This is a genomic window from Streptomyces sp. NPDC006261 (assembly GCF_040613515.1).
GTDB lineage: Bacteria > Actinomycetota > Actinomycetes > Streptomycetales > Streptomycetaceae > Streptomyces.
In genome coordinates this window covers 76946-97085 of the sequence record NZ_JBEXSI010000029.1, presented here as the reverse complement: position 1 = coordinate 97085, position 20140 = coordinate 76946, and the positions used below count along the sequence as shown (strand labels likewise).

The 20140-nt window shown below is 72.7% G+C and carries 20 protein-coding genes and 2 pseudogenes; 9 read left to right on the top strand and 13 right to left on the bottom strand.

Going from position 1 to position 20140, the window contains the following annotated elements; translation table 11 throughout:
* Window positions 1-819: 819 nt before the first annotated feature.
* The 4 genes and pseudogenes from ABZ154_RS20555 to ABZ154_RS20540 all read left to right on the top strand — a co-directional run.
* Window positions 820-1341 (top strand): annotated as a pseudogene (locus tag ABZ154_RS20555) (ATP-binding protein); the annotation flags it as partial.
* Window positions 1342-1355: 14 nt separating this feature from the next.
* Window positions 1356-1991 (top strand): response regulator transcription factor, encoded by a 636-nt coding sequence (locus ABZ154_RS20550; protein WP_356834561.1) that lies wholly within the window; start codon window positions 1356-1358, stop codon window positions 1989-1991.
* Between the two features lie 142 nt (window positions 1992-2133).
* Window positions 2134-3297 (top strand): DUF1266 domain-containing protein, encoded by a 1164-nt coding sequence (locus ABZ154_RS20545; RefSeq protein WP_356834559.1) that lies wholly within the window; start codon window positions 2134-2136, stop codon window positions 3295-3297.
* Complete coding sequence (locus ABZ154_RS20540; protein ID WP_356834551.1) at window positions 3294-4493, top strand: DUF1266 domain-containing protein; 1200 nt, start codon at window positions 3294-3296, stop codon at window positions 4491-4493. The genes ABZ154_RS20545 and ABZ154_RS20540 overlap by 4 nt, the downstream gene beginning before the upstream one ends.
* A 44-nt stretch (window positions 4494-4537) precedes the next feature.
* On the opposite strand, the gene ABZ154_RS20535 is transcribed toward ABZ154_RS20540, so the two are convergent.
* From ABZ154_RS20535 to ABZ154_RS20515, 5 genes are all read right to left on the bottom strand, one after another.
* Entirely contained in the window at window positions 4538-5419 is an 882-nt protein-coding gene (locus ABZ154_RS20535; protein ID WP_356834549.1) for an NAD(P)H-binding protein, read from the bottom strand.
* On the bottom strand, window positions 5416-5802 hold the full coding sequence (locus ABZ154_RS20530; RefSeq protein WP_356834547.1) for a DUF952 domain-containing protein: 387 nt from the start codon (window positions 5800-5802) through the stop codon (window positions 5416-5418). The genes ABZ154_RS20535 and ABZ154_RS20530 overlap by 4 nt, the downstream gene beginning before the upstream one ends.
* Before the next feature lie 22 nt (window positions 5803-5824).
* Entirely contained in the window at window positions 5825-7309 is a 1485-nt protein-coding gene (locus ABZ154_RS20525) for a choice-of-anchor A family protein (protein ID WP_356834545.1), read from the bottom strand.
* 117 nt (window positions 7310-7426) lie between these two features.
* Window positions 7427-8425 (bottom strand): NAD-dependent epimerase/dehydratase family protein, encoded by a 999-nt coding sequence (locus ABZ154_RS20520; RefSeq protein ID WP_356834543.1) that lies wholly within the window; start codon window positions 8423-8425, stop codon window positions 7427-7429.
* A 74-nt stretch (window positions 8426-8499) separates the two neighbouring features.
* Window positions 8500-9447 carry a LysR family transcriptional regulator gene (locus ABZ154_RS20515; protein ID WP_356834541.1) on the bottom strand — a complete coding sequence of 316 codons (948 nt, stop codon included), beginning with the start codon at window positions 9445-9447 and terminating at the stop codon, window positions 8500-8502.
* 286 nt (window positions 9448-9733) lie between these two features.
* Between ABZ154_RS20515 and snpA the strand changes: the two genes are divergently transcribed.
* Window positions 9734-10390, top strand: a complete 657-nt coding sequence (gene snpA, locus ABZ154_RS20510; RefSeq protein ID WP_356834539.1) for a snapalysin — start codon at window positions 9734-9736, stop codon at window positions 10388-10390.
* Between the two features lie 111 nt (window positions 10391-10501).
* Here snpA and ABZ154_RS20505 read toward each other — a convergent pair whose 3' ends face one another.
* The 6 genes from ABZ154_RS20505 to ABZ154_RS20480 form a co-directional block, all read right to left on the bottom strand.
* Complete coding sequence (locus ABZ154_RS20505; RefSeq protein ID WP_356834537.1) at window positions 10502-10858, bottom strand: GntR family transcriptional regulator; 357 nt, start codon at window positions 10856-10858, stop codon at window positions 10502-10504.
* A gap of 2 nt (window positions 10859-10860) precedes the next feature.
* Entirely contained in the window at window positions 10861-11832 is a 972-nt protein-coding gene (locus ABZ154_RS20500) for a DUF1648 domain-containing protein (RefSeq protein ID WP_356834535.1), read from the bottom strand.
* Between the two features lie 155 nt (window positions 11833-11987).
* Window positions 11988-12683 carry a DUF6304 family protein gene (locus ABZ154_RS20495; RefSeq protein ID WP_356834533.1) on the bottom strand — a complete coding sequence of 232 codons (696 nt, stop codon included), beginning with the start codon at window positions 12681-12683 and terminating at the stop codon, window positions 11988-11990.
* A 64-nt stretch (window positions 12684-12747) separates the two neighbouring features.
* Complete coding sequence (locus tag ABZ154_RS20490; protein ID WP_356834531.1) at window positions 12748-13344, bottom strand: GNAT family N-acetyltransferase; 597 nt, start codon at window positions 13342-13344, stop codon at window positions 12748-12750.
* A gap of 108 nt (window positions 13345-13452) precedes the next feature.
* Window positions 13453-14496, bottom strand: a complete 1044-nt coding sequence (locus ABZ154_RS20485) for a family 2 encapsulin nanocompartment cargo protein polyprenyl transferase (RefSeq protein ID WP_356834529.1) — start codon at window positions 14494-14496, stop codon at window positions 13453-13455.
* A gap of 91 nt (window positions 14497-14587) precedes the next feature.
* Window positions 14588-15994 (bottom strand): family 2B encapsulin nanocompartment shell protein, encoded by a 1407-nt coding sequence (locus ABZ154_RS20480; protein WP_356834527.1) that lies wholly within the window; start codon window positions 15992-15994, stop codon window positions 14588-14590.
* A 175-nt stretch (window positions 15995-16169) separates the two neighbouring features.
* On the opposite strand from ABZ154_RS20480, the gene ABZ154_RS20475 reads away from it, so the two are divergent.
* Both ABZ154_RS20475 and ABZ154_RS20470 read left to right on the top strand, forming a co-directional pair.
* Window positions 16170-16616: an Rrf2 family transcriptional regulator gene (locus ABZ154_RS20475; protein WP_356834525.1), complete on the top strand. Its 447-nt coding sequence runs from the start codon at window positions 16170-16172 to the stop codon at window positions 16614-16616.
* 112 nt (window positions 16617-16728) lie between these two features.
* A complete protein-coding gene (locus ABZ154_RS20470; RefSeq protein WP_356834523.1) occupies window positions 16729-17700 on the top strand; it encodes a pyridoxal-phosphate dependent enzyme in 972 nt (323 codons plus the stop codon).
* On the opposite strand, the pseudogene ABZ154_RS20465 reads toward ABZ154_RS20470, so the two are convergent.
* Window positions 17676-17892: pseudogene (locus tag ABZ154_RS20465) on the bottom strand (Na+/H+ antiporter); the annotation flags it as partial. The gene ABZ154_RS20470 and the pseudogene ABZ154_RS20465 sit on opposite strands and share 25 nt — an antisense overlap.
* Window positions 17893-18235: 343 nt before the next feature.
* On the opposite strand from ABZ154_RS20465, the gene ABZ154_RS20460 reads away from it, so the two are divergent.
* Window positions 18236-18649 (top strand): anti-sigma regulatory factor, encoded by a 414-nt coding sequence (locus ABZ154_RS20460; RefSeq protein ID WP_024492166.1) that lies wholly within the window; start codon window positions 18236-18238, stop codon window positions 18647-18649.
* Between the two features lie 23 nt (window positions 18650-18672).
* On the top strand, window positions 18673-19596 hold the full coding sequence (locus tag ABZ154_RS20455) for an RNA polymerase sigma factor SigF (protein WP_026241107.1): 924 nt from the start codon (window positions 18673-18675) through the stop codon (window positions 19594-19596).
* Window positions 19597-19647: 51 nt separating this feature from the next.
* Here ABZ154_RS20455 and ABZ154_RS20450 read toward each other — a convergent pair whose 3' ends face one another.
* Window positions 19648-20097, bottom strand: coding sequence for a hypothetical protein (locus tag ABZ154_RS20450; RefSeq protein WP_356834521.1), 450 nt, complete (start codon window positions 20095-20097; stop codon window positions 19648-19650).
* Window positions 20098-20140 lie beyond the last annotated feature (43 nt).

Sequence of the window (20140 nt, the reverse complement as noted above, 5' to 3'; positions counted from 1 at the left end):
AACGTCATCCCCCACGTGACCGGGATCTCTTCCGGGGCCGGATGTGTCCGTCTAAAACTTCGCCAACGAGGAGTAAAGGGCAGACCAGCCGGTGCTCAGGCGGCCGCGCGTTCGGCGAGCGGGCGGCGGCGCAGGGTGTCTCGGTCATCGCGGCCCGGCCGGTGTCCATGTCGGCGGGTCGGTGCTCGCGGATACCCGTCACCATGGATGCGAAACGACACGTCTCGCCTCATGAATGGCGAGGTTCGCCATGGAACGCTGCGTCGACGTGGCCCCGGTTTCCCCTCTGGGTGGACGGGCGCGGCGTTCCCGACTCCCCCGCCCTGCTGCTGGTCATGGATGCCCAGGCGTCCGGATTCGGGTGGCCGGACGCGCTGGTGGAGTTGCTCGCCGGACCACACCGCGTGATCCGCTACGGCCATCGCGACGCCGGGCGCTCCACCTGGTGCTTCGACGAACAGTGCTATCCGCTCACCGCGCTTGCCGAGGGCGGGTGGCTGGGTGCGGGTGCTGGAGGCCCTCGGGGTACCGGACCGAGGCCCTGGCACGTGCCCAGGTTGCCACGCTGGTCGTCTCCGCGCCCGCCGCACCCGCCATCCGCCGCCCCACGCCCATCACATCGCCCAGGCGGTCCGAGGCGCGCGGATCGTCGAGATTCCCGGCATGGGGCATGTGCCGCCCTGTGAGGTGCGGGCCCCGCTCGCCGGCGTGATCCTGGAACACACCGGGCGGATGAACCACACCGGGCGGAGCTGACGCCGCTTCCCGTACGCCGCGTCATACCTGAGAGCTACCCCGAAGATCCACTCCTCAGCGGGACGGAAACTACCCATCGCTGCCCTCGCCGAACTGCGCAGAGTGCTGGGCGTCCTGCGCTCGGAGGAGGCGCCCTCGCAGGGCACCCGGCACACCCCGCAGCCCAGCCTCGACCGACTCGGCACGCTCGTCGCCTCCGTCCGCTCCGCCGGTCTGGCCGTCACCCTCTCCACCACCGGCGAGCCGCGCCCGCTGCATCCGGGCGTCGAGCTGTCCGCGTACCGCATCGTGCAGGAGGCGCTGAGCAACGTGATGCGCCACGCCCCCGGGGCGAGCGCGCGGGTCGAGATCGGTCATCAAGCCGCCGGGCTGACCGTCCGCGTCATCAACACCGCGCCGCTCCGCCCCTCCCCCGCCTCCCACGGCGTCCGGCACGGCCTGCTCGGGATGCGCGAACGCACGACGATGCTCGGCGGCGACCTGGCCACCGGCCCCGCTCCCGGGGGCGGTTGGGAAGTCACCGCCATCCTGCCCGTCACCGGAGACACCGAGGACATTCCAGGACACCGCCCATCCGCGCAGTGATCGCCGACGACCAGATGATGGTCCGCCAGGGCTTCACGGTCCTGCTGAACGCCGAGCCGGACATCGAGGTGGTCGGGCAGGCCGTCAACGGTCTCGACGCCGTCGCCAAGGTCGCCGAGCTCGCCCCGGACGTCGTCCTCATGGACATCCGCATGCCCGAGCTGGGCGGCATCGAGGCGACCCGGCGGATCACCTCCCCCGAGGGCTCGACGGTGAAGGTGCTCGTGCTGACCACCTTCGACCTCGACGAGTACGTGTACGAGGCGCTGCGCGCGGGTGCCTCCGGCTTCCTGCTGAAGGACGCGTCGGCCGACGAACTCGCCGAAGCGGTACGGGTGGCTGCCGCGGGCGACGCACTGCTCTCGCCCAACATCACCAAGCGGCTGATCGTGGAGTTCGCCCGGACGGCCGGGGCCCCGCGTGCCCCGCTGAAGGAGCGGATCGGGGATCTGACGGAGCGGGAGACGGAGGTGCTGTCCCTGATCGCGGCCGGTCTGTCGAACGCGGAGATCGCCGGGCGGCTGATCCTCGCGGAGCAGACGGTGAAGACCCATGTGGGCCGCATCCTGGTCAAGTTGGGCGTCCGCGACCGGACCCAGGCGGCGGTCTTCGCGTACGAGTCGGGGCTGGTGCGCCCGGGCGGCCTCTGACCACCCGGGCCGGGCGCGGGGCCCGTTTCGTAGGATCGGCTCCGTGACCACGGGGAACGGGGCAGGAACAGAGGGCGGCGGAGCGGTGGCGCGGCCGCACGAGACGTACCGGCCGCAGCCACCGGCGTACGCGGGGAATCCACTGCCTCCACCGGCGCATCCGGCCCCCGCGCCGCCCACCGAGATCGAGCGCGCGCTGTCCGCGGCCGTCGCCGACGGAAGCGCCGACGCGGTGCTGGCGGTGCTCGCACGGACCCGGCTGTACGTGCTCGTCGCCCGGCTGCACGCGGACATCCCCGGCTGGACGGCCCCGCTGCCCACGATCCGCGGCGAGGCCTCCCGGCGGACCTGCGTCCCGGTGCTGACCCCGGGGATGCTGCCGCCCTGGCACCCGGAGTGGGTGTTCCGCGAGGTGAGCATCGGCGAGCTGGCCCGGACCTGGCCGTACGACGTGCGCCGGCTCGCCGTGAACCACGGCACCCCGTACGCGGCGATGGTCGACGCCCGGCCCAAGCACCTCAGGGCCTGGCTGAAGGCCGACGAGCACTCCGGCGGGCACGAGCACGGCGTGCTGCTCACCGACAGCGGCGGGCCGCTGTACGGCCCGCTCGCCCACGGGCTGGCCCTCGGCGCCCATCTGGCCGTCACCAACGGCCTCATCTGGAACCGGCTCGGCGCCGCCTACGACGACTACGCCACCGACCGGGCCCGGCTGCGCAGTCCCTGGGGCATCCCGCACCGCGCCGAGTACCGCGACCGCCTCGCGTCGCTGATGAAGAACCAGCTGGTCGGGCGCTCCCAGGAAGCCGTCCTGCGCACCCGGCACACCCTGGCCGCCCGGCTGGGGCGGACGCCGACGCGCGAGGAGTGGGCCGAGGCGGTGGACCGTACCTTCGCCGCGCGCGACGCCGACGACCGGGCGCTGGCCGACCGGTCACTGCACCACGTCGCGCTGTACGAGGAGAGGCTCCGGGCCGACGGCGCGCTCGCCCCGGACGGCCGCGTCGACACCCTGGCCGCCTTCGACCTCGGCCGGGCGGTCAACGTCGTACGGCTCGCGCTCGGCGCCCGGTACGGCGATCCGCACGAGGCCGAGCAGGACGTGCTGCGGCTCGGCGAACTCGCCCGGGGGGCCTACACCTCATGGGCGGACTTCTCCCTCGGCTACCTCATGGCCCGCATCATCCACCGGGCCGAGGACGACGGCCCCGAGGCGGCGGAGCCCACGTACCAGCAGTCGCTCGCCGAGCACCGCCTCCTCACCCAGGACCCCACCAGCCCCTACCGGAACATCCCCTGGTCATGAACCCGATCCCCCACCCGAACCACCCCACGGCCCACCCGGCTCCCCCCGCGCCTCCGGCCCCCTGGGTCCCGCCCGCCGAGACCGAGCAGCTCCTCCACGAGGCGACGCTGTGCGGCGACGCGCGGGCCCAACTGGCCGCGCTTGCCGGGGACGAGCTGTACATCCCGGCCCCGCGCGCCGAGGTGGACGCGAAGCCGGACACCGTCACCTGGCGTGCGCACCACGACCCGTCGGGCTTCGTCTGCCGGCCGGTGCTCACCCGGGGCATGCTGCCCGCGTGGCATGCGGACTGGGTCTTCCACGGAGTCTCGCTGCGCTGGGTCGCCGAGTTCGGCTGGCCCGGGGCGGGGATGTTCCTGGGGGTGAACGTGGGGACGCCCGGCCAGTTGCTGCTGCCGGCGACCCCGACCGAGCGGGCGTTGTGGCAGCGGGCGTACGCGGAGAACGACCGCCTCCAGGAGAACCGGCTCCTCGCGCTGCGCCACGGCGCACTGCACGGGCCCCTGGCGTACGGGCTGGCCTGCGGGGCGCACCTGGCGATCGGGAACGCGGTGCCGTGGAACGAGGTCGGCACGGTCTACCGCGAGTACGCGAGGGAGCGCGAGCAGCTCCGCGACTCCTGGGGGATCACGGACAACGCCGGGTGGCGCGGGCAACTGGACGTCCTGCTGGATGCCCGCAACAGCCCGCCGGAGCCGGACTTCGTGCTGCGTACCCGCGAACAGCTGGCGGCCGGCCTCGCCGAGCTGCCGTCCGCCGACCTGTGGCGGGAGACCGCCGCCGGTCACGCCCAGGACCTCGGGGCCGACGCGGGCACGGTCAAGGGCATCGAGGACCTCGTACGCCGGATCATGCGCTACGAGGCCCGGTTCCGCGCGGACGGGCTGCTGCCGCCGGACGGCCGGGTGCGCACCACGGTCGCCTACGACTACGGGCGGGCGGTGAACCTGGCGCGGTGGGGACTGTCGGCGCGCTACTGCGCCCCGGCCGACGCCGAGCAGGCGATCGTCTACGCCGGGGCGCTGAGCAAGTCGGCCTACCGGTCGTGGGAGGACTTCTCGGCGGGGTACGCGCTGGGGCGGGTACTGCGGTTCGACGAGGAGGAGTACGGGCCGTTCTACGAACAGAACGTCCTCGCCCACCGTCTGCTGACGGAGAGCGAGGGCAGTCCGTGGCGCCACATCGCGTGGCGGTGAACGGGGCGGTGAAGGGGCGGGCGGCCGGGCGGATTCCCTCCCGGTCAGACGCCGGGCAGCAGGTGCCGGCAGCTCTCCGGGTGCTCCGCGAGGAACGTGGCGAAGTCCTGGGCCGGATGGCCGGTGAGCGTGGGCACCGCGTCGGAGACGGCCGCCAGTTCGCCGGCCGCGATCGCCTCGTACGAGGTGACCCAGCCGGCCACCTCCCACTCCTCGGCCCCCAGCCCGGCCCGGGCGGCATAGGCCTCCTCACGGGTCTCGGGGACGTAGCGGATGGAGCGCCCCGTGACCCGGCTCAGCTCCTCGGCGGCCTCGGAGAGGGTGAACGCCTCGGGGCCGGTGAGGTCGTAGCCCTTGCCGTCGTGGGCGGCCGACCCGTCCAGCAGTACGGCCGCCGCGGCGTCCGCGATGTCCTCGTGGGCGACGGCGGCGACCTTGCCGTCACCGCCCGGACCGCGCAGCACCCCGTCCGCGCCGGTCATCGCTGGCAGCCCCGCCAGGTACCAGTTGTCCCGCAGGAACGTGTGGCGCACGTCGGCCGTGCGGATGTGGGCCTCGGTGTGCCAGTGGTCGCGGGCGAAGGTGAACGTGGCGTCGGGCGCGGCGCCCTGGAAGGACACGTACACGATCCGCTCCACGCCCACCGCCACGGCCGCGTCCACCGCCGTGATGTGCTCGCGCACCCGGTAGGGGCTCTCGTGGGCGGAGACCAGGAATAGGGTGTGCGCCCCGTCCAGGGCCCGGCGCATCGCCTCCCCGTCGCCGTAGGGGGCGGCGGGCGCGCGGTCGGCGCCGGGCAGGTCGGGGAGGCGGGCCGGGTCGCGGCCGAGAAGGCGAACGGGGACTCCGGCGCGGGCGAGGCGCTCGGCGACCCGGCCGCCGACGGCTCCGCTCGCTCCGGTCACCGCGGTGAGGGGGCCGATCACTGGGGTTCGTCTTCCTCTCGTCGTACTGCGGACTCTCCGTGTGCTCCGGGCCAGGGCCGGACCTCCACCACCGCCTCCACCGGAAGCGGTCCGTACAGGTGCGGGAACTCCTCGCCGCCGGGCTTCATCGCCTCGTACAGGACGGGGCCGGTGAGGCGGGCGGGGTCGACGACCAGGACCACCAGGTCATGGCCGTCGGCCCCGCCCCGGCCCTCGTCCCCGTACAGCATCCGCGCCACGCCTGGGAGTTGGTGGGCCAGGGAGAGGTGGATGAAGCCCTCCTCCTGGAGGGTGCGGCCGCGGGTGGACATCTCGTACGTCCCTGTCCCGCGGGCCGCCTCCCAAAGGGATGCTTCGGCGAGGTGCAGCAGTGGTTCGGTCATCGAACCACGCTAGCGGGCGCTGCTAGTAGGTGCGGCGGCGTACCCTGCGTGTGGCGACGAGGACGGTACCGCCGGCGGCCACCAGCGCTGCCGCGATGGAGCCGATGATCCACTCATCGCCCCGCGATCCGGTGTCGGGCAGTTCACCCGGGTGGGACGGGGAGGGGGTCGGCTTCCACGTCGGCGTGTCGGTGGGACCCGGCGTGGGGTCGGTGGGGGTGGGCGTGGGGTCGGTGGGATTGGGGGTCGGTTCGGTGGGACCCGGCGTGGGCTCTGTGGGAGTGGGCGTGGGGTCGGTGGGAGTGGGAGTGGGGTCCGTCGGCTTCGGTGTCGGGTCCGTGGGGGTCGGTGTCGGGTCCGTCGGCTTCGGTGTCGGGGCCGTGGGGGTCGGTGTCGGGTCCGTCGGCTTCGGCGTCGGATCCGTGGGGGTCGGCGTCGGGTCCGGCCCGCAGGCCGGGAGGTCGCCGTCGAACGGGTACGAGTGGATCTCCTGGCCACCCGAAGGGCCCGACGAGGTGTGGGTGAGCGAACCGGCCGTGTAGAACCGGCCGTTGGTGCCGCTCATGGTGAGCGTGGCCGTGCTGGCCGGCTGCCCGATCAGCACGCTTCCCTGAAACTGGGCCGGCCCGGTCAGCGTCAGGTCCGTCGCGTCCGGGAAGTTCCACAGCAGGCGCTCGCGGAGTCCCGGGTTGGGGAGGGTGCCCATGAAGGTGGCGACCGTGCGGGCGTCCCCGTAGACGTTGACGAGGACGGTCGCGCCGGCGGGGATGCCGGCGAAGGTGAATCCGGCGTTGCCGCCCGTCGAGGAGACCAGGTCCGCGTCCACTTCGAAGACCTGGATCGCCGAGGTGCCGTCCCCGGTGAAGGTGAACGTGTCACCGACCCGCTCCCAGTCGCCGGTCGTCGCACGGTGCCCGTCACCGTCGTACGCGTAGCACCGGCTGGCCTCGGTGAGCGCCGGGCGCAGGCCGGTGAACGGAGCGACGGCGTCCGGGTCGTCGCGCGGGGCCGCCAGCGGGTTCACAGTGCCGCTCAGGCTCCCCGCGTAGGCGACCCGCCCCGAGTGTTGGCCCTCCTCCGCGAGGAGACGCTTGCCCGGGGCGATGGTGACGTCCCCGCCCACCGCCAGATAGTCGGAGCCGTCCGGCGGCGGGACCCGCGAACCGACTCCCGCGACACCGACGTTGTAGATCTGCGAGGCCTCGTCCCGCTTGTCCATGTCGAACCGGCCGAGGGTGACGATCTTCCCTTCGGCTTCGGCGGCGGCTTCCCGGACGAGGTAGTCCCCGCCGACGTAGATGTTGATGTTCTCGTCGAAGCCGGCGACCGGCCCGTTGTCGGGCTCGTTCCACGCGTCCGGGCACCCGCTGCCGAGACAGGGGCCCAGTCCGCCCGGCAACGGATCGGCGGCGGCGGCCGGGGCCAGCATGCCCACCATCGCTGCGGCCGTGGCCACTGTCACTGCCACCCGGATCGCGTTGCCGCGCCTGCGCGCCTGTTGTTCCATGCCGCGCAATATGCATCTTTAATGCTAGTCATTTGTTATGACACGCCGGATTTACCCCTATGCGTCGACCTATAGGACGGCGCCGACCTGCAGGAGAGCGTCGGCCTGGAGGGGCCTTCAGCGAGCCAGCAGCTCCTCCTCCAGCCGGGGATCGAGGCCGACCGTCGGCCGGTCCGGCCGCTGGGGCGCGGTGCCGCCGCGTTCGCACAGCCAGGTCCAGGTGTCCGCGACCGTCTCGGCGACCGGCCGGCAGCGCAGCCCCGCGGACTCGGCCCGGGCGTGGCCGCCCCGGTACAGCGTGTCGTACAGCTCCCCCTCGGGCAGCCAGATCGGCAGCCCGATCCAGGGCTCGACCCCCGCGGCCAGGAGGGTTTCCGGGTCCGTCCAACGCAGCTCGGCACCGGAGCCGGTGACCCGGACGCAGGCATCGAGCAGCTCGCCCATGGTGGTGTGGCCGGGACGGCTCACCGCGTTGTACGGACCGTGCAGCCCGGCCGCCGCGGCGTCCAGGATCCAGCTCGCCAGGTCGCGCGCGTCGACGTACTGGAGCTGAGTGGTACGCGGGCCGGGGGCGATCACCGGGCCGCCGCGGGCGATCCGCGTGAGCCACCAGGGCAGCCGCCCGATGTTCTCCCCCGGGCCGATGATCAGCCCCGCACGTGCCAGCAGGGCCCGGTCACCGAAGGCGTCGAGGGCCGCCAGCTCGCCGCCGCGCTTGGCCCGGTCGTACGGCACGTCCCCCTCCTCCCCGGGTGAGGCGCCGGACACCAGCGGCCCGTCCTCGTCAAGACCGGCGGGCGCCGGGTAGGCGTACACGGAACGGCTGGAGACGTACGTGTAGTGGCTTGTGCGGTCCGCCAGCAGCCGGGCGGCGTCCCGCACGGCGGTGGGCACCCCGCTCCAGGTGTCGACCACGACGTCCCAGTCGCCCGCGTGGTCCGCCAGCGCCGCCAGGCCCCGCGCCCCGCCCGTACGGTCGCCCGTCAGCGCGCGCACGCCCGGCGGCGGCGTGTGGTGGCCCCGGTGGAAGACGGTGACCTCCCAGTCCCGCTCCAGCGCGGCCTCGGTGACGGCCCGTCCGACGAACTCCGTACCGCCCAGCATCAGTAGCCTCATGGACCGAGCCTGCCCGCCTGCGCAGCCCGGGGGAACACCCGCACGCTGTCGGCAGAACGGGGAACCTTCCGGGATCAGGGCGTGCGGGCGAGCGGGCTGCGGTGGCGCAGCAGCCACTCGTAATAGCCGCTGGAGCGCCGGGCCGCCTCCCGGTAGGCCGCCTCCAGCTCCGCGTACGCCACCGAGGTGTCCGTCTCCGGCCGGGAGACCAGGAGCAGCCGGACGGCGAGCGGGTCGTCGCGCAGCGGGCGGATCGCCATGTCGTCGCGCGGCCCTGAGGTGGGCTGGCAGGGCGCGACGGCCTCGCCGAGCACGACGAGGGAGGCGGCGGTGAGGTAGTCACCGTGCAGGACCGGCGGGTCGATCCCGGCCGCACCCAGCACCCGGCGCACCCCGTCCCACTCGCCGTCCACCGTCGGATCGACCATCCACCGGTCGCCGGCCAGGTCCCCGAGCTCCACGACACGGCGGCGGGCGGCGGGATGGTCCCGGGAGAGGGAGATGAACTGCGGTTCGCGGTCCAGGAGTACGCGCTGGTCCAGGCCGTCGGGCAGGGCCAGCGGGGAGCCCTCCACCTCGTGCACGAAGGCGACGTCCAGCCGGCCCGCCTCGACCGAGCGCAGGAGGGCGTGGGCCGAGACGTCGACCCGCAGGGAGATCTCCGTACCGGGCAGGGCGCCCCGTAGCCTGCTGAGCCAGCTCCCGACGACCCGGCTCGCGGTGGAGCCGATACGCAGCCGGGGCCCCCGGGACACGTCGGCCTCCGCCAGGGCGTGGCTGACCAGGGCGCTCATCCCGTCGACCAGCGGCCGGGCCCGGCTGAGGACGGCACGCCCGAGGGGGGTCGGGCGGCAGCCTGTGCGTTCTCGGCGGAACAGCTCGGCGCCGAGCGAGTTCTCGATCCGCCGCAGCTGGGTGGTCAGGGAGGGCTGGCTCACGCCGAGGCGACGGGCGGCCTGGTGCAGACTGCCCGCGTCGGCGATGGCGCACAGCGCCCTGAGGTGCCTCACCTCAAGCTCCATGGAGCGGAGACTACGACCGGTCGTGCCCGCTGCACCAGCGGCCTCAACCCCATCAAAGGGCGCGATTTCAGCGGGTGTTGGGCAGAGCGTCATGAAGCGATGCCAGGGTGGCGCGGCCATGCCGGGCGGAGGAGGGGTGCGGGGGATAGGGCCGCGCTATCCCCGGTTGGCATCATCCCCGGCGGCCGTCCACTCCCCCACACTCACCCCGTACCGCCCCGCGCCCCGTCCGTCCAACGGACAACCCCCACGGCGCGGGTTCACCGGACCGTAGGAGAAATCCCCCATGAGACACCTCAGGACCGCCATCGCCACCGCCATCGCCGGTCTCGGCCTCGTCGCCGCGCTCGGCACGGCTCCCGCGGTCTCCGCCGCTCCTGCCCCTGCCGTCTCCACCCCCGCCACCATCGCCGCGTACAACGGGTCGGGCGAGAACGCCGCCGCGAACCGGGCCTTCTTCGACGCGGTCATGAAGTCCGTCGCCGAGAAGCGGGCCGCCAACCCCAGCGCCCTGGCCGTCACCGTCACCTACAGCGCCGCCTCCGCTCCGAGCTTCCGCACCCAGATAGCCAACAGCACGCGGATCTGGAACAGCTCGGTCAGCAACGTCCGGCTCCAGGAAGGCTCCAACGCCGACTTCACCTACCGCGAGGGCAACGACCCGCGCGGTTCGTACGCCTCGACCAACGGCCACGGCCGGGGCTTCATCTTCCTGGACTACCGGCAGAACCAGCAGTACGACTCGACCCGGGTCACCACGCACGAGACCGGGCACGTGCTCGGCCTGCCGGACACCTACTCCGGTCCGTGCAGCCAGCTGATGTCCGGCGGCGGCCCCGGCCCGTCCTGCACCAACGCCCAGCCGGACGCCAACGAGCGGGCGCGGGTGAACTACCTCTGGCGGAACGGCCTCGCCGCCGCTCCGGCGGGCACCGCCTCCTGACCCCGGGCGTCACACGAGACCGGGCGTCGCATGAGGAGAGGGCCGTTACGGACGCGCGGAGCCGGGACGGCCCTCCGTGGTGGGTGGAGCCGCTGCCGTACGCCGGTGGCCTCAGGTGGCCAGTTCGGCGCGGACCAGCGTCAGCAGCTCCTCCTCCGTCATGCCCAGCTCCCGGGCGTCCGCAACCACTTCGCGGACCCGGTCCAGGAGCTGGGCCCGGCGGGGCGAGGCGCCCTCGGTGACCACCGCACCGCGGCCGCGGCGCAGCTCGATCAGCCCCTCCTCGCGCAGCCGCTGGTAGCCGCGCAGCACCGTGTGGACGTTCACCCCGAGGGAGCCGGCGAGCACCCGGGCGGCGGGAAGCCGCTCACCCGGGCTCACCGCGCCGTCGGCGACCGCGCGGCGCACAGAGGCCGCGATCTGGTCGCCGAGCGGCACGGTGGAGGTGGGGTCGACCCGGAAGAGCATGGTCAGCGCCCCGCCCGGTTCCGGTCGACGAGGGTGTTGAGCAGGGCGGCTCCGGTCGCGGAGTCCTCGACGGTGACCGCGAACTCACGTCCGCCCCGCTGCCGGGCCACGATGGCCTCGCCCGAGCGGACGATGAAGCCGGTGCGGCCCGGGCGGATGCGGTAGCCCCAGCCGCCGAACTCCGCGACCGCGTTGACCTGCCGGCTGTCCGCCGCCTCGATGCGCTCCAGCGGGACCTGGGCCCGGGGCCAGGGCAGCAGGCCGGACACGGTGAGGCCGCGCCGGTCCACGGTGACGTGGGCGCGGCTGAAGGCGAGCACCAGCAGGGCGATGGCCAGCAGGGGTGCGCCGAGGAACCAGCTGACCCCGTAGCCGAGGCCCGTGCCGGTGACCACGATCACCAGGGCGCTCAGCGGCGGCCACCAGGCGCCGGTGGTGCGCGCCCAACCGGCCACCTCGCCGTCGGCCAGCGCGATCCGCTCACGGTCGGCGTGGCCCTTCCCGGCGTGAGGGTCCTCCGGCGCCGGGACCAGCCGGGCCAGCAGCAGCCCGACCCCGCCGGCGAGGACGGCCGCCCCGAGGGCCACGGCGAGGTGCCACAGCGGGAAGCTGCCGGCCGTAGACCCGTCGGGGGCATCGAGGTTGATGACCAGGGCGGCGCCCAGCACGTACTGGAGGAAGGCGGCCACGGCCCAGCCGCCGCCGATGAGCAGGCGGTGGGCGCGCCCGTAGAACTTTCCGCCGACCACCGTGAGGACCCACAGGGCGCCGAGCATGGGTAGCACCGGGGCGGCGACCAGGGCGTAGGTGGTGCGGTCGGCATAGCCGTTCGGATCGCCGGAGGCGTCGAAATGGCTGGCCAGGCGGGCGGGAAGGCGGTCCTTGAGGGCAAGGAAGAGGATCAGGTCGACGAGGAAGGCGAGGACAAAGGGCAGGGCCGCGAGCGTGGCGTGGCCAAGGTTCTTGCGTGTCATGAAAACCTCCGTTGTTCGCATGTTAGTAGAACAACTTGAGGAAGGGCAATGGAGTGGTACCGACGGCGCCCCCCTCGGGAGCCGCAACCAGCTCTGCCCCGTACCGGAGTTGCGGTACGGGGCAGAGGAGGAACCCGTCAGGAACGGCGTGACCGTCAGGCGGGTTCGAGGGGTTCGAGGGGCTCCACGGGTTCCAGGGGGAAGGCCCCCCGGTGACCGGTCCCGGCGCCCTTGGCCGGGCGCACATCGAACTCCTTGCAGCTCCAGATCTCCTGGACGAAGCCGGTCCGCCGGTCCCACAGGTCCAGCACCGCGTCCTCGCCCTCCGCGTCCCGGTAGGCGTCCTTGGCCCCGCGGAAGCAGGCGAGGCCTCCGGAGAGGCCGCGGCCGGGGGCCGGGAAGTAGTCGGAGAAGGCGCAGGCGATACAGGTCTGGAGCCGGATGCCGTCCGGGAGGATGCGCTGGATCGCCGTCAGAGCGGCGGCGAAGTCGCTTTCGGCCCTGGCGGATTCGTACACCGCACCGTCCAGGTGGAGGGTGAGGTAGAGGTCCGGGTCCGCCCGGCGCAGGGAGAGCAGGCAGCCGAGGGTGGCCTGCCGCAGGTCGCCCTCGACGAGGACGGGCAGCGGGAGGTCCCACTCCAGTACGCAGTCGGTGAGCGCGCCGTCCGCCAGGGCGAACATCCCGCTCTCCGGAGGCGTGCCCGACACCGGCGCCAGGTCGTCGAAGCTCTCGCCCTCGAAGTCGACGCCTCTGATCCGGATCCGGAGCTGCTGTCCGTCCGTGGTGAGAACGACGGAATCGGAACCGTTGCGGTCCCGGTACCAGCCGGCCCACGACTCATCTGTCATGAGCAGGGACTGTAGCCCCTGCCCTGTACGGTCCCCGTGCCCACCCTCCCTCCCCACCGCCGGGTCAATCCGTCCGCGGCTCACGCCACATGGGCCACATCGACGGACCGTCCGGCAGTTCGACGGCCCGGCCCAGGCAACGGAAGCCGAGCCGTTCGTAGAGCGAACGGCTGCGGGCGCTGCTCGCCTCCAGGTAGGCGGGTACGCCGTCGCGATCGCAGCGGTCCAGCTCCGCCCGGATGAGCTCGGCCCCGACGCCCTCGCCCTGGCGCTGCGGGGAGACACCGATCATGAGCAGATACGCATGGGCGCGGTCGTGCGGGTGCACCTTGCCGGTCAGCCTGCCGACCAGCTCGCACCGCTCGTTGTCGGGGTCGGCGGTCTGCCGCATGAGGGCGGGTGTGGGGTCCTCCTCCTCGGGCGCACCGGCGGGCACCGGCAGCCACAGGGCCACCGCGGCGCCGTCGTCGGCGATGTCGATACGGCCTTCGGCGAGGGTGATGTCGGCGAAGACGCCGAGGAACCTGCCGTGCACCGCCCGCCGGTGCGCCTCGTCGGGGAAGACCCAGCTGCTGACCGGGTCGTGGTGGAAGGCCTCCTCCAGGACCGATACGACCAGTTCCCTGTCGTGCTGGCCCGCCTGTTGTATCCGTATGCCCATGACCGGCTTCCGCCCCTTCGCCCGCTGCTCTCGACGCTCGACCGCCGACTCCCAATCGTCCTTCGGAATAGTAGAGTTGAGGAGCGGACTCCGGGCGGGGCAGGCCGGTCAGCTGGTGCGGCGGGTGACGAATTCGGCCAGGGCCAGCAGGTCACCGGCAGCTTCGGGGTCGGGGACCGCCCGGGAGAGGTGGTGCACCGCCCGGGCCATCCGGTCCGCCGCGCAGGCCTGGGCCCAGTCCCGGCCGCCGGCCCGGTCCACGGCGTCGGCTGCGCGGTCCACCTCCGCGGAGGTGGTCATGGGCCCCCGGTAGAGCGCGGCGAGGTCGGCGGCAGCCGGCGTACCGGAGGTCAGGGCCGCCACGACGGGCAGCGACTTCTTGTGGGCGGCGAGGTCGGCGCCGACGGGCTTACCGGTGCGGGCCGGGTCGCCCCAGATGCCGATCAGGTCGTCGATGAGCTGGAACGAGAGGCCCGCCTCCCGGCCGAAGCCGTCCATGGCGCGGACCGCCCGGTCCTCCGCCCCGGCGTAGAGGGCGCCGAGCGCGCAGGCGCAGCCGAGCAGGGCGCCGGTCTTGGCCGTCGCCATGGTCAGGCATTCGTCCAGCGTGATCTCGTCCGGGCCGCGCTTCTCGTAGGCGCAGTCGGCCTGCTGCCCCGCGCAGAGCTCGATGACGCAGGAGGAAAGGCGGGCGGACGCCCGCTGTGCGGCCGGGTGGGAGTCCTCGGCCAGCAGCCGCTGGGCGAGGGCCAGCATGGCGTCGCCGGTGATGATCGCGTCCGGGACGCCGAAGACGGCCCAGGCGGTGGGCCGGTGTCTGCGGGTGGTGTCCTCGTCGATGACGTCGTCGTGGAGGAGGGTGAAGTTGTGCGCCAGCTCGACGGCGACGGCGGCGCGCACGGCGCGTTCGGGATCGCCGCCCAGCGCCCGGGCCGCGGCCAGTACGAGCGCGGGCCGGATGGCCTTGCCCGCCTGTCCGGCGGCGGGGGTTCCGTCGGCGTTCTCCCAGCCGAAGTGGTACATCGCGATCCGGCGTATGCCACCGGGCAGCGATTCCACGGCCGATCGCAGATGCGGGTCGACGATGGCGCGGGTGCGCTCCAGCAGCGCCGCGGCCTCGTGCCCTTCCGTCGCTGCGTCCGTACTGGTCATGGTCACGGTCACTCCCTGGGGCGGTGCGATGGAACGGGTCCCCGCAGCCCGGCCGGTGTCGGCCGACCGGGCTCCCGTGGGTGACAAGCAGTCAGTGCCAGCGGCTCACCTCCACGTTCTCCAGTACGCCGAGGGCGTCCGGTACCAGGATGGCGGCGGAGTAGTACGCAGTCACGAGGTAGGAGATGATCGCCTGCTCGTCGATGCCCATGAAACGGACCGAGAGGCTCGGCTCGATCTCGTCCGGGATTCCGGTCTGCTGGAGGCCGATGACGCCCTGTTCGGCCTCCCCGGTCCTCATGCAGATGATGGAGGTGGTGCGGGCGTCGGTGACCGGGATCTTGTTGGACGGGAAGATCGGCACCCCGCGCCAGGCCGGCACGTGGTGACCGCCGATGTCCACGCTCTCGGGGACCAGCCCGCGCCGGTTGCACTCGCGGCCGAAGGCGGCGATGGCGCGCGGGTGGGCGAGGAAGAGCTTCGATCCGCGCCGCCGCGAGAGCAGCTCATCCATGTCATCGGGGCTGGGCACCCCGTCGTGGGGCTGGAGCCGCTGGCCGTAGTCGCAGTTGTTGAGGAGGCCGAACTCCCGGTTGTTGATGAGCTCGTGCTCCTGGCGCTCGCGCAGCGCCTCGACCGTGAGCCGCAACTGCTGCTCGGTCTGGTTCATCGGCTGGTTGTAGAGGTCGGCGACCCGGCTGTGCACCTTGAGCACCGTCTGCGCCACGCTCAGCTCGTACTCACGGGGCGCGGCGTCGTAGTCGACGAAGGTGTGCGGGACGACCGACTCGCCCACATGTCCGGCGGAGAGGTCGATCGCCGCCTCGCCGTAGTGGTTGGTCCGCTGGTGCGGGATCGTTAGCAGACCGGCGAGATGGGCACGGAGCGGCTCTGCGCGCTCCGCCAGGTTGAACACGTCCGCGCGGCTGAGCGTCAGCAGCGTGCAGGCGGTGACGGCCCGGGCCGTGTACTCCCAGACGGCATCACCGTCGACCAGACTCTGGTCACCGAAGTACGCCCCGTCGGCGAGGACTCCGAGCTCCGTCTCGTCCCCGTAGAGACCGGAGCCGATCTTCTCCACCTTGCCGTGCGCCAGCAGGAAGACCCGGTCCGCCGCGTCCCCCGTCGCGGCGAGCACCTCCCCAGCGGCCACGTCCCGCTGCTCGCACCTGCGGGCGAGCTCGGCGAGGACCTCCTCGTCCCCGAAATTGCGCAGAGCGGGCAGCTCCCCCAGTTCGGCGGGGATCACGGACACCTGATCCCCGGTCTGTACGAACGTCACCCGGCCGTCCCCGACCGCATAGCTGAGTCGACGGTTCACCCGGTACGTACCGCCCTGTACCTGCACCCACGGGAGCATCTTCAGCAGCCACCGCGAGGTGATCTCCTGCATCTGCGGCGCGGATTTGGTGGTCGTCGCGAGGTTCCGCGCAGCTGCCGTCCCCAGACTCTGCTGCGGCGGCGCCTGCGTGTCGCGAACCTCTTCACCAACGGACATCTGACGTCCTTTCAATCATGGGCTGACCTGCTGGAGAAGCCTTTCAGCAGAGGACGCCGCCCGCCATTACACAAAAGAGTGTGACTAATCAGCCTTCGGTCGGGGCACGTTGCTCCCCATCGCCCCGCGGAACGCAAAAGTTGCATCCAACATGCCACTTATTTAGGGTGGAGCCGTGCGACTGACCAGATTCACCGATGTGGCGCTCCGCGTGCTCATGCGGCTGGCGGTCGCCGAGGGCGCGGATCCGCCCACCACGCGCGAGGTGGCGGACACCATGCGGGTGCCCTACACGCACGCGGCCAAGGTCGTCGCCCGCCTCCAGCACCTGGGCCTGCTCGACGCCCGCCGCGGCCGGGGCGGCGGCCTGACCCTCACCACGGCCGGGCACTCCGCCTCGATCGGTGCTCTCGTACGGGAGCTGGAGGGCACGGACGACGTCGTGGAGTGCGAGGGCGGCACCCCCTGCCCGCTGCGCTCCGACTGCCGGCTGCGCGGCGCCCTGCGACGGGCCCAGGACGCCTTCCACGCCTCGCTCGACCCGATCACCGTCACCGATCTCGTCGCCTCCCCCACCGGCCCCCTGCTGCTCGGCATCGGCAGCGGGCCGCCACCGGACTGAGCGCGGCCCCGCCACGCAGCCAGGTTCGCGGAGCACGCCGAGGAGCTGTGGGACCGGGGCGTACCGCAGACGCCGTGACGGCGCGGCGAGAGGGCACAGCCACAATGGGAGGGTGAGCCCGCCCGTAGACCTCGCCCGTGCACTTCAGCCCCGGCCCCCCTCTCCCTTGCAGGAGGTACTGGACGACCGGTTCGCGCGCCGGGGCGTTCGGCTGCTGCTGAAGCGGGACGATCTCATCCACTTCACCCCCCACTGGGATACGGCCGCACTTGGACCAGCGGAGCTGTACCCTCCGGGCAACAAGTGGCGCAAGCTCGCCCTCAATCTGGAGGCGGCCGCCGGGCGGACCGTGCTGACGTTCGGCGGCGCCTACTCCAACCACCTGCGGGCCACCGCCGCGGCCGGCCGGCTGCTGGGGTTCCCCACCATCGGCGTGGTGCGCGGCGACGAGCTGGCGCACCGCCCGCTCAACCCCTCGCTCGCCCGCTGTGCGGCCGACGGCATGCGGCTGCACTTCGTGGACCGTACGGCCTACCGGGCAAAGGCGTCACCCGAGGCCCTGGAAGGGCTGCTGAGCCTGTTCGGGGACGTGGAGGTGATCCCGGAGGGCGGCAGCAACGCCCTGGCCGCACAGGGCTGCGCAGCGCTGGGGCGCGAGTTGCGTGGGCACACCGATGTAGCGGCCGTGGCGTGCGGGACCGGCGGCACTCTGGCCGGGCTGGCGGCCGGGCTGGACGGCCGGCAGCGCGCTCTGGGAGTACCGGTGCTGCGCGGCGGCTTCCTCGGGGCGACCGTGACCGCGCTCCAGCAGGAGGCGTTCGGCGGTCCGGCCGGGAACTGGTCGCTGGACGAGCGCTTCACCTTCGGCGGCTACGCCCGTACGACCCCGGAACTGGACGCCTTCGCCGCGGACTTCGAGGACCGGCACGGGCTGCCGGTGGAGCGGGTCTACGTCGCCAAGCTGCTGTTCGCACTGGCGTCCCTGGCCGAGGAAGGGGCGTTCGCACCGGGCACCCGGGTGAGCGCGGTGATCACGGGCTCGCCGGACACGTGGAGCTCTCAGGAGTCGTCCGTCTCGCGGTAGGCGGCCGCCTCCTCCAGGCCCAGCCGGCGCGGGCAGCGTACGCATCATCTCGTCGTCGATCCGCCGCTCGTCCCGGAGCCGGACGAAGACCTCCCGTTCCGCCTCGATCATCTCGCGGGCGAGTCGGCGGTAGGTGTCGTCCGTCGACTCCCCCGTGACCGGGTCGGCCACCCCCAGCCGCTCCCAGACGCTCACCCCTGCGGCACGCCACCGGGCACTTCCGGAGGCCGGCCACCCGGTGATGCGGAGCTTCGAGCCGGGCGGGGGCTGGCGCTGGTGCTTCGAGGACGGTTCGATCGTCTGACGTCTGGGTACGTCAATCCGGCGCCGGTTCTTCGTAATTGGACGCCGTAGACCCCTGGCCACTGTGTGTACTCATTGGTTTACTATGAGTGATGGCCGGGGGATGGGGTGCGGGCGACACTGCATCATGGATCCGATAGCGTCGCCGAGCTGAGAACCGTCGACCGACCGCATGGCTCCGGGCCACCCTTCCCGGAGCCTCGAAAGAGTTTGTGCCACCTTGGAGGTGAGGGTGTCCCAGATCGCAGGCGAGCCCGGGAATCAGGACTTCGTAGAAGTCCGGCTGCCCGCTGCGGGTGCCTACCTGTCGGTGCTGCGAACGGCCACGGCCGGTCTCGCAGCGCGTTTGGACTTCACTCTCGACGAGATCGAGGATCTTCGTATCGCGGTCGACGAGGCCTGCGCGATCCTGCTTCAGCAGGCCGTGCCCGGCTCCGTCCTCAGCTGCGTGTTCCGTCTCATCGACGACTCTCTCGAGGTGACGGTGTCGGCCCCCACGACGGACGGCCGCGCACCCGAGCGTGACACCTTCGCCTGGACGGTGCTCTCCGCGCTGGCCGGCAAGGTCGAGTCGACGGTCGCCGACGACCGTACGGTCAGCATCAGCCTCTACAAACAGCGCGGCGCGGGCCCCGGGCCGGCGTGAGCGAAGGGAACGGGGACGGTCCTGTGCGGGACGAGACGATCCGACCCGGGGTGGTGCGCCCAGCAGGCATCCCGGAGCAACAGGCCCGACCGCATCCGGTGGACGGAGCGGACGGGCCCCAGGGGCTCAACGTCGCGGTGGAGCAGTCGCAGGAGCGGGCGGGCCAGATGAGCGAGCACGGGCACCACGATCCACACGACCGCAGCGGGGCCCGGGCCCTGTTCATCGAGTTGCGGGAGCTTCCCGACGGCTCCGCGGAGAAGGCGGAGCTGCGGAACCGGCTGGTACGGATGCATCTGCCGCTGGTGGAGCACCTGGCCCGGCGCTTCCGCAACCGCGGTGAGCCGCTGGACGATCTGACGCAGGTCGCCACGATCGGCCTGATCAAGTCGGTGGACCGGTTCGACCCGGACCGGGGCGTGGAGTTCTCGACGTACGCGACCCCCACGGTCGTCGGCGAGATCAAGCGCCACTTCCGGGACAAGGGCTGGGCGGTGCGGGTGCCCCGCCGCCTCCAGGAGCTGCGTCTCTCGCTGACCACGGCCACCGCCGAGCTCTCGCAGCAGCACGGCCGCTCGCCGACCGTGCACGAGCTGGCCGAGCGGCTCGGCATCTCCGAGGAGGAGGTGCTGGAGGGCCTGGAGTCCGCCAACGCGTACAGCACGCTCTCGCTGGACGTGCCGGACACGGACGACGAATCCCCCGCGGTCGCGGACACGCTGGGCTCGGAGGACGAGGCGCTGGAGGGCGTGGAGTACCGGGAGTCGCTCAAGCCGCTCCTGGAGGACCTGCCGCCGCGCGAGAAGCGGATCCTGCTGCTGAGGTTCTTCGGCAACATGACCCAGTCGCAGATCGCCCAGGAGGTCGGCATCTCGCAGATGCACGTCTCCCGGCTGCTGGCCCGCACCCTGGCCCAGCTGCGCGAGCGCCTGCTCGTCGAGGAGTAGACCCCGCAGGAGCGGGCCGGTCCGCCCCGGGGTTCCTCCGCTCCTCGGGGCTCAGGCCTCCGGGTTCACCCCGGCGCCCCTGCGCAGGCCCAGGACCTGGGTGGTCGCCGGGTTCAGGACGAGCACCAGACCGGTCACGGCGACCGCCGCCAGGACGATGCCCGCGGGGATCAGCGCGCCCTGGGAGCGCAGCAGCGTCCAGGCCACGGGCAGCGCCATGATCTGGGTGATCAGCGCCGGGCCCCGGCTCCAGCCGCGCAGCAGCATCAGACCGCGGGCGGCGATGAGCGGGATGGCGCCCAGCGCGATCAGCGTGATGCCGACCGTCTCGGCCTGCTGCGGGCTCTCGGGGCGCCCGAGCACCCCCATGACCAGCAGGTACAGCCCGCTGGCCGCGAGCGCGGTACCTTCGAGGGCGTTGATCCCGGCGAGGGCGGTGATCCTTCGCGGGCGCTCCGTCGCGGCGGGCGAGGGGGCGGAGGGGGTCGCTTCAGTGCTCACGCCGTTCAGGTTGGCATCCCCGGGCCCCGGAAGTGAAGCCGGG

What these genes read in the sequence shown, in the direction of transcription:
- ABZ154_RS20480 (WP_356834527.1), bottom strand. Translation starts at nt 15,994, where the DNA reads ATGTCCGTTGGTGAAGAGGTTCGCGACACGCAGGCGCCGCCGCAGCAG.
- ABZ154_RS20505 (WP_356834537.1), bottom strand. Translation starts at nt 10,858, where the DNA reads ATGCTCTTCCGGGTCGACCCCACCTCCACCGTGCCGCTCGGCGACCAG.
- ABZ154_RS20525 (WP_356834545.1), bottom strand. Translation starts at nt 7,309, where the DNA reads ATGGAACAACAGGCGCGCAGGCGCGGCAACGCGATCCGGGTGGCAGTG.
- ABZ154_RS20485 (WP_356834529.1), bottom strand. Translation starts at nt 14,496, where the DNA reads ATGACCAGTACGGACGCAGCGACGGAAGGGCACGAGGCCGCGGCGCTG.
- ABZ154_RS20490 (WP_356834531.1), bottom strand. Translation starts at nt 13,344, where the DNA reads ATGGGCATACGGATACAACAGGCGGGCCAGCACGACAGGGAACTGGTC.
- ABZ154_RS20515 (WP_356834541.1), bottom strand. Translation starts at nt 9,447, where the DNA reads ATGGAGCTTGAGGTGAGGCACCTCAGGGCGCTGTGCGCCATCGCCGAC.
- ABZ154_RS20520 (WP_356834543.1), bottom strand. Translation starts at nt 8,425, where the DNA reads ATGAGGCTACTGATGCTGGGCGGTACGGAGTTCGTCGGACGGGCCGTC.
- ABZ154_RS20540 (WP_356834551.1), top strand. Translation starts at nt 3,294, where the DNA reads ATGAACCCGATCCCCCACCCGAACCACCCCACGGCCCACCCGGCTCCC.
- ABZ154_RS20550 (WP_356834561.1), top strand. Translation starts at nt 1,356, where the DNA reads ATGATGGTCCGCCAGGGCTTCACGGTCCTGCTGAACGCCGAGCCGGAC.
- ABZ154_RS20500 (WP_356834535.1), bottom strand. Translation starts at nt 11,832, where the DNA reads ATGACACGCAAGAACCTTGGCCACGCCACGCTCGCGGCCCTGCCCTTT.
- ABZ154_RS20495 (WP_356834533.1), bottom strand. Translation starts at nt 12,683, where the DNA reads ATGACAGATGAGTCGTGGGCCGGCTGGTACCGGGACCGCAACGGTTCC.
- ABZ154_RS20530 (WP_356834547.1), bottom strand. Translation starts at nt 5,802, where the DNA reads ATGACCGAACCACTGCTGCACCTCGCCGAAGCATCCCTTTGGGAGGCG.
- snpA (WP_356834539.1), top strand. Translation starts at nt 9,734, where the DNA reads ATGAGACACCTCAGGACCGCCATCGCCACCGCCATCGCCGGTCTCGGC.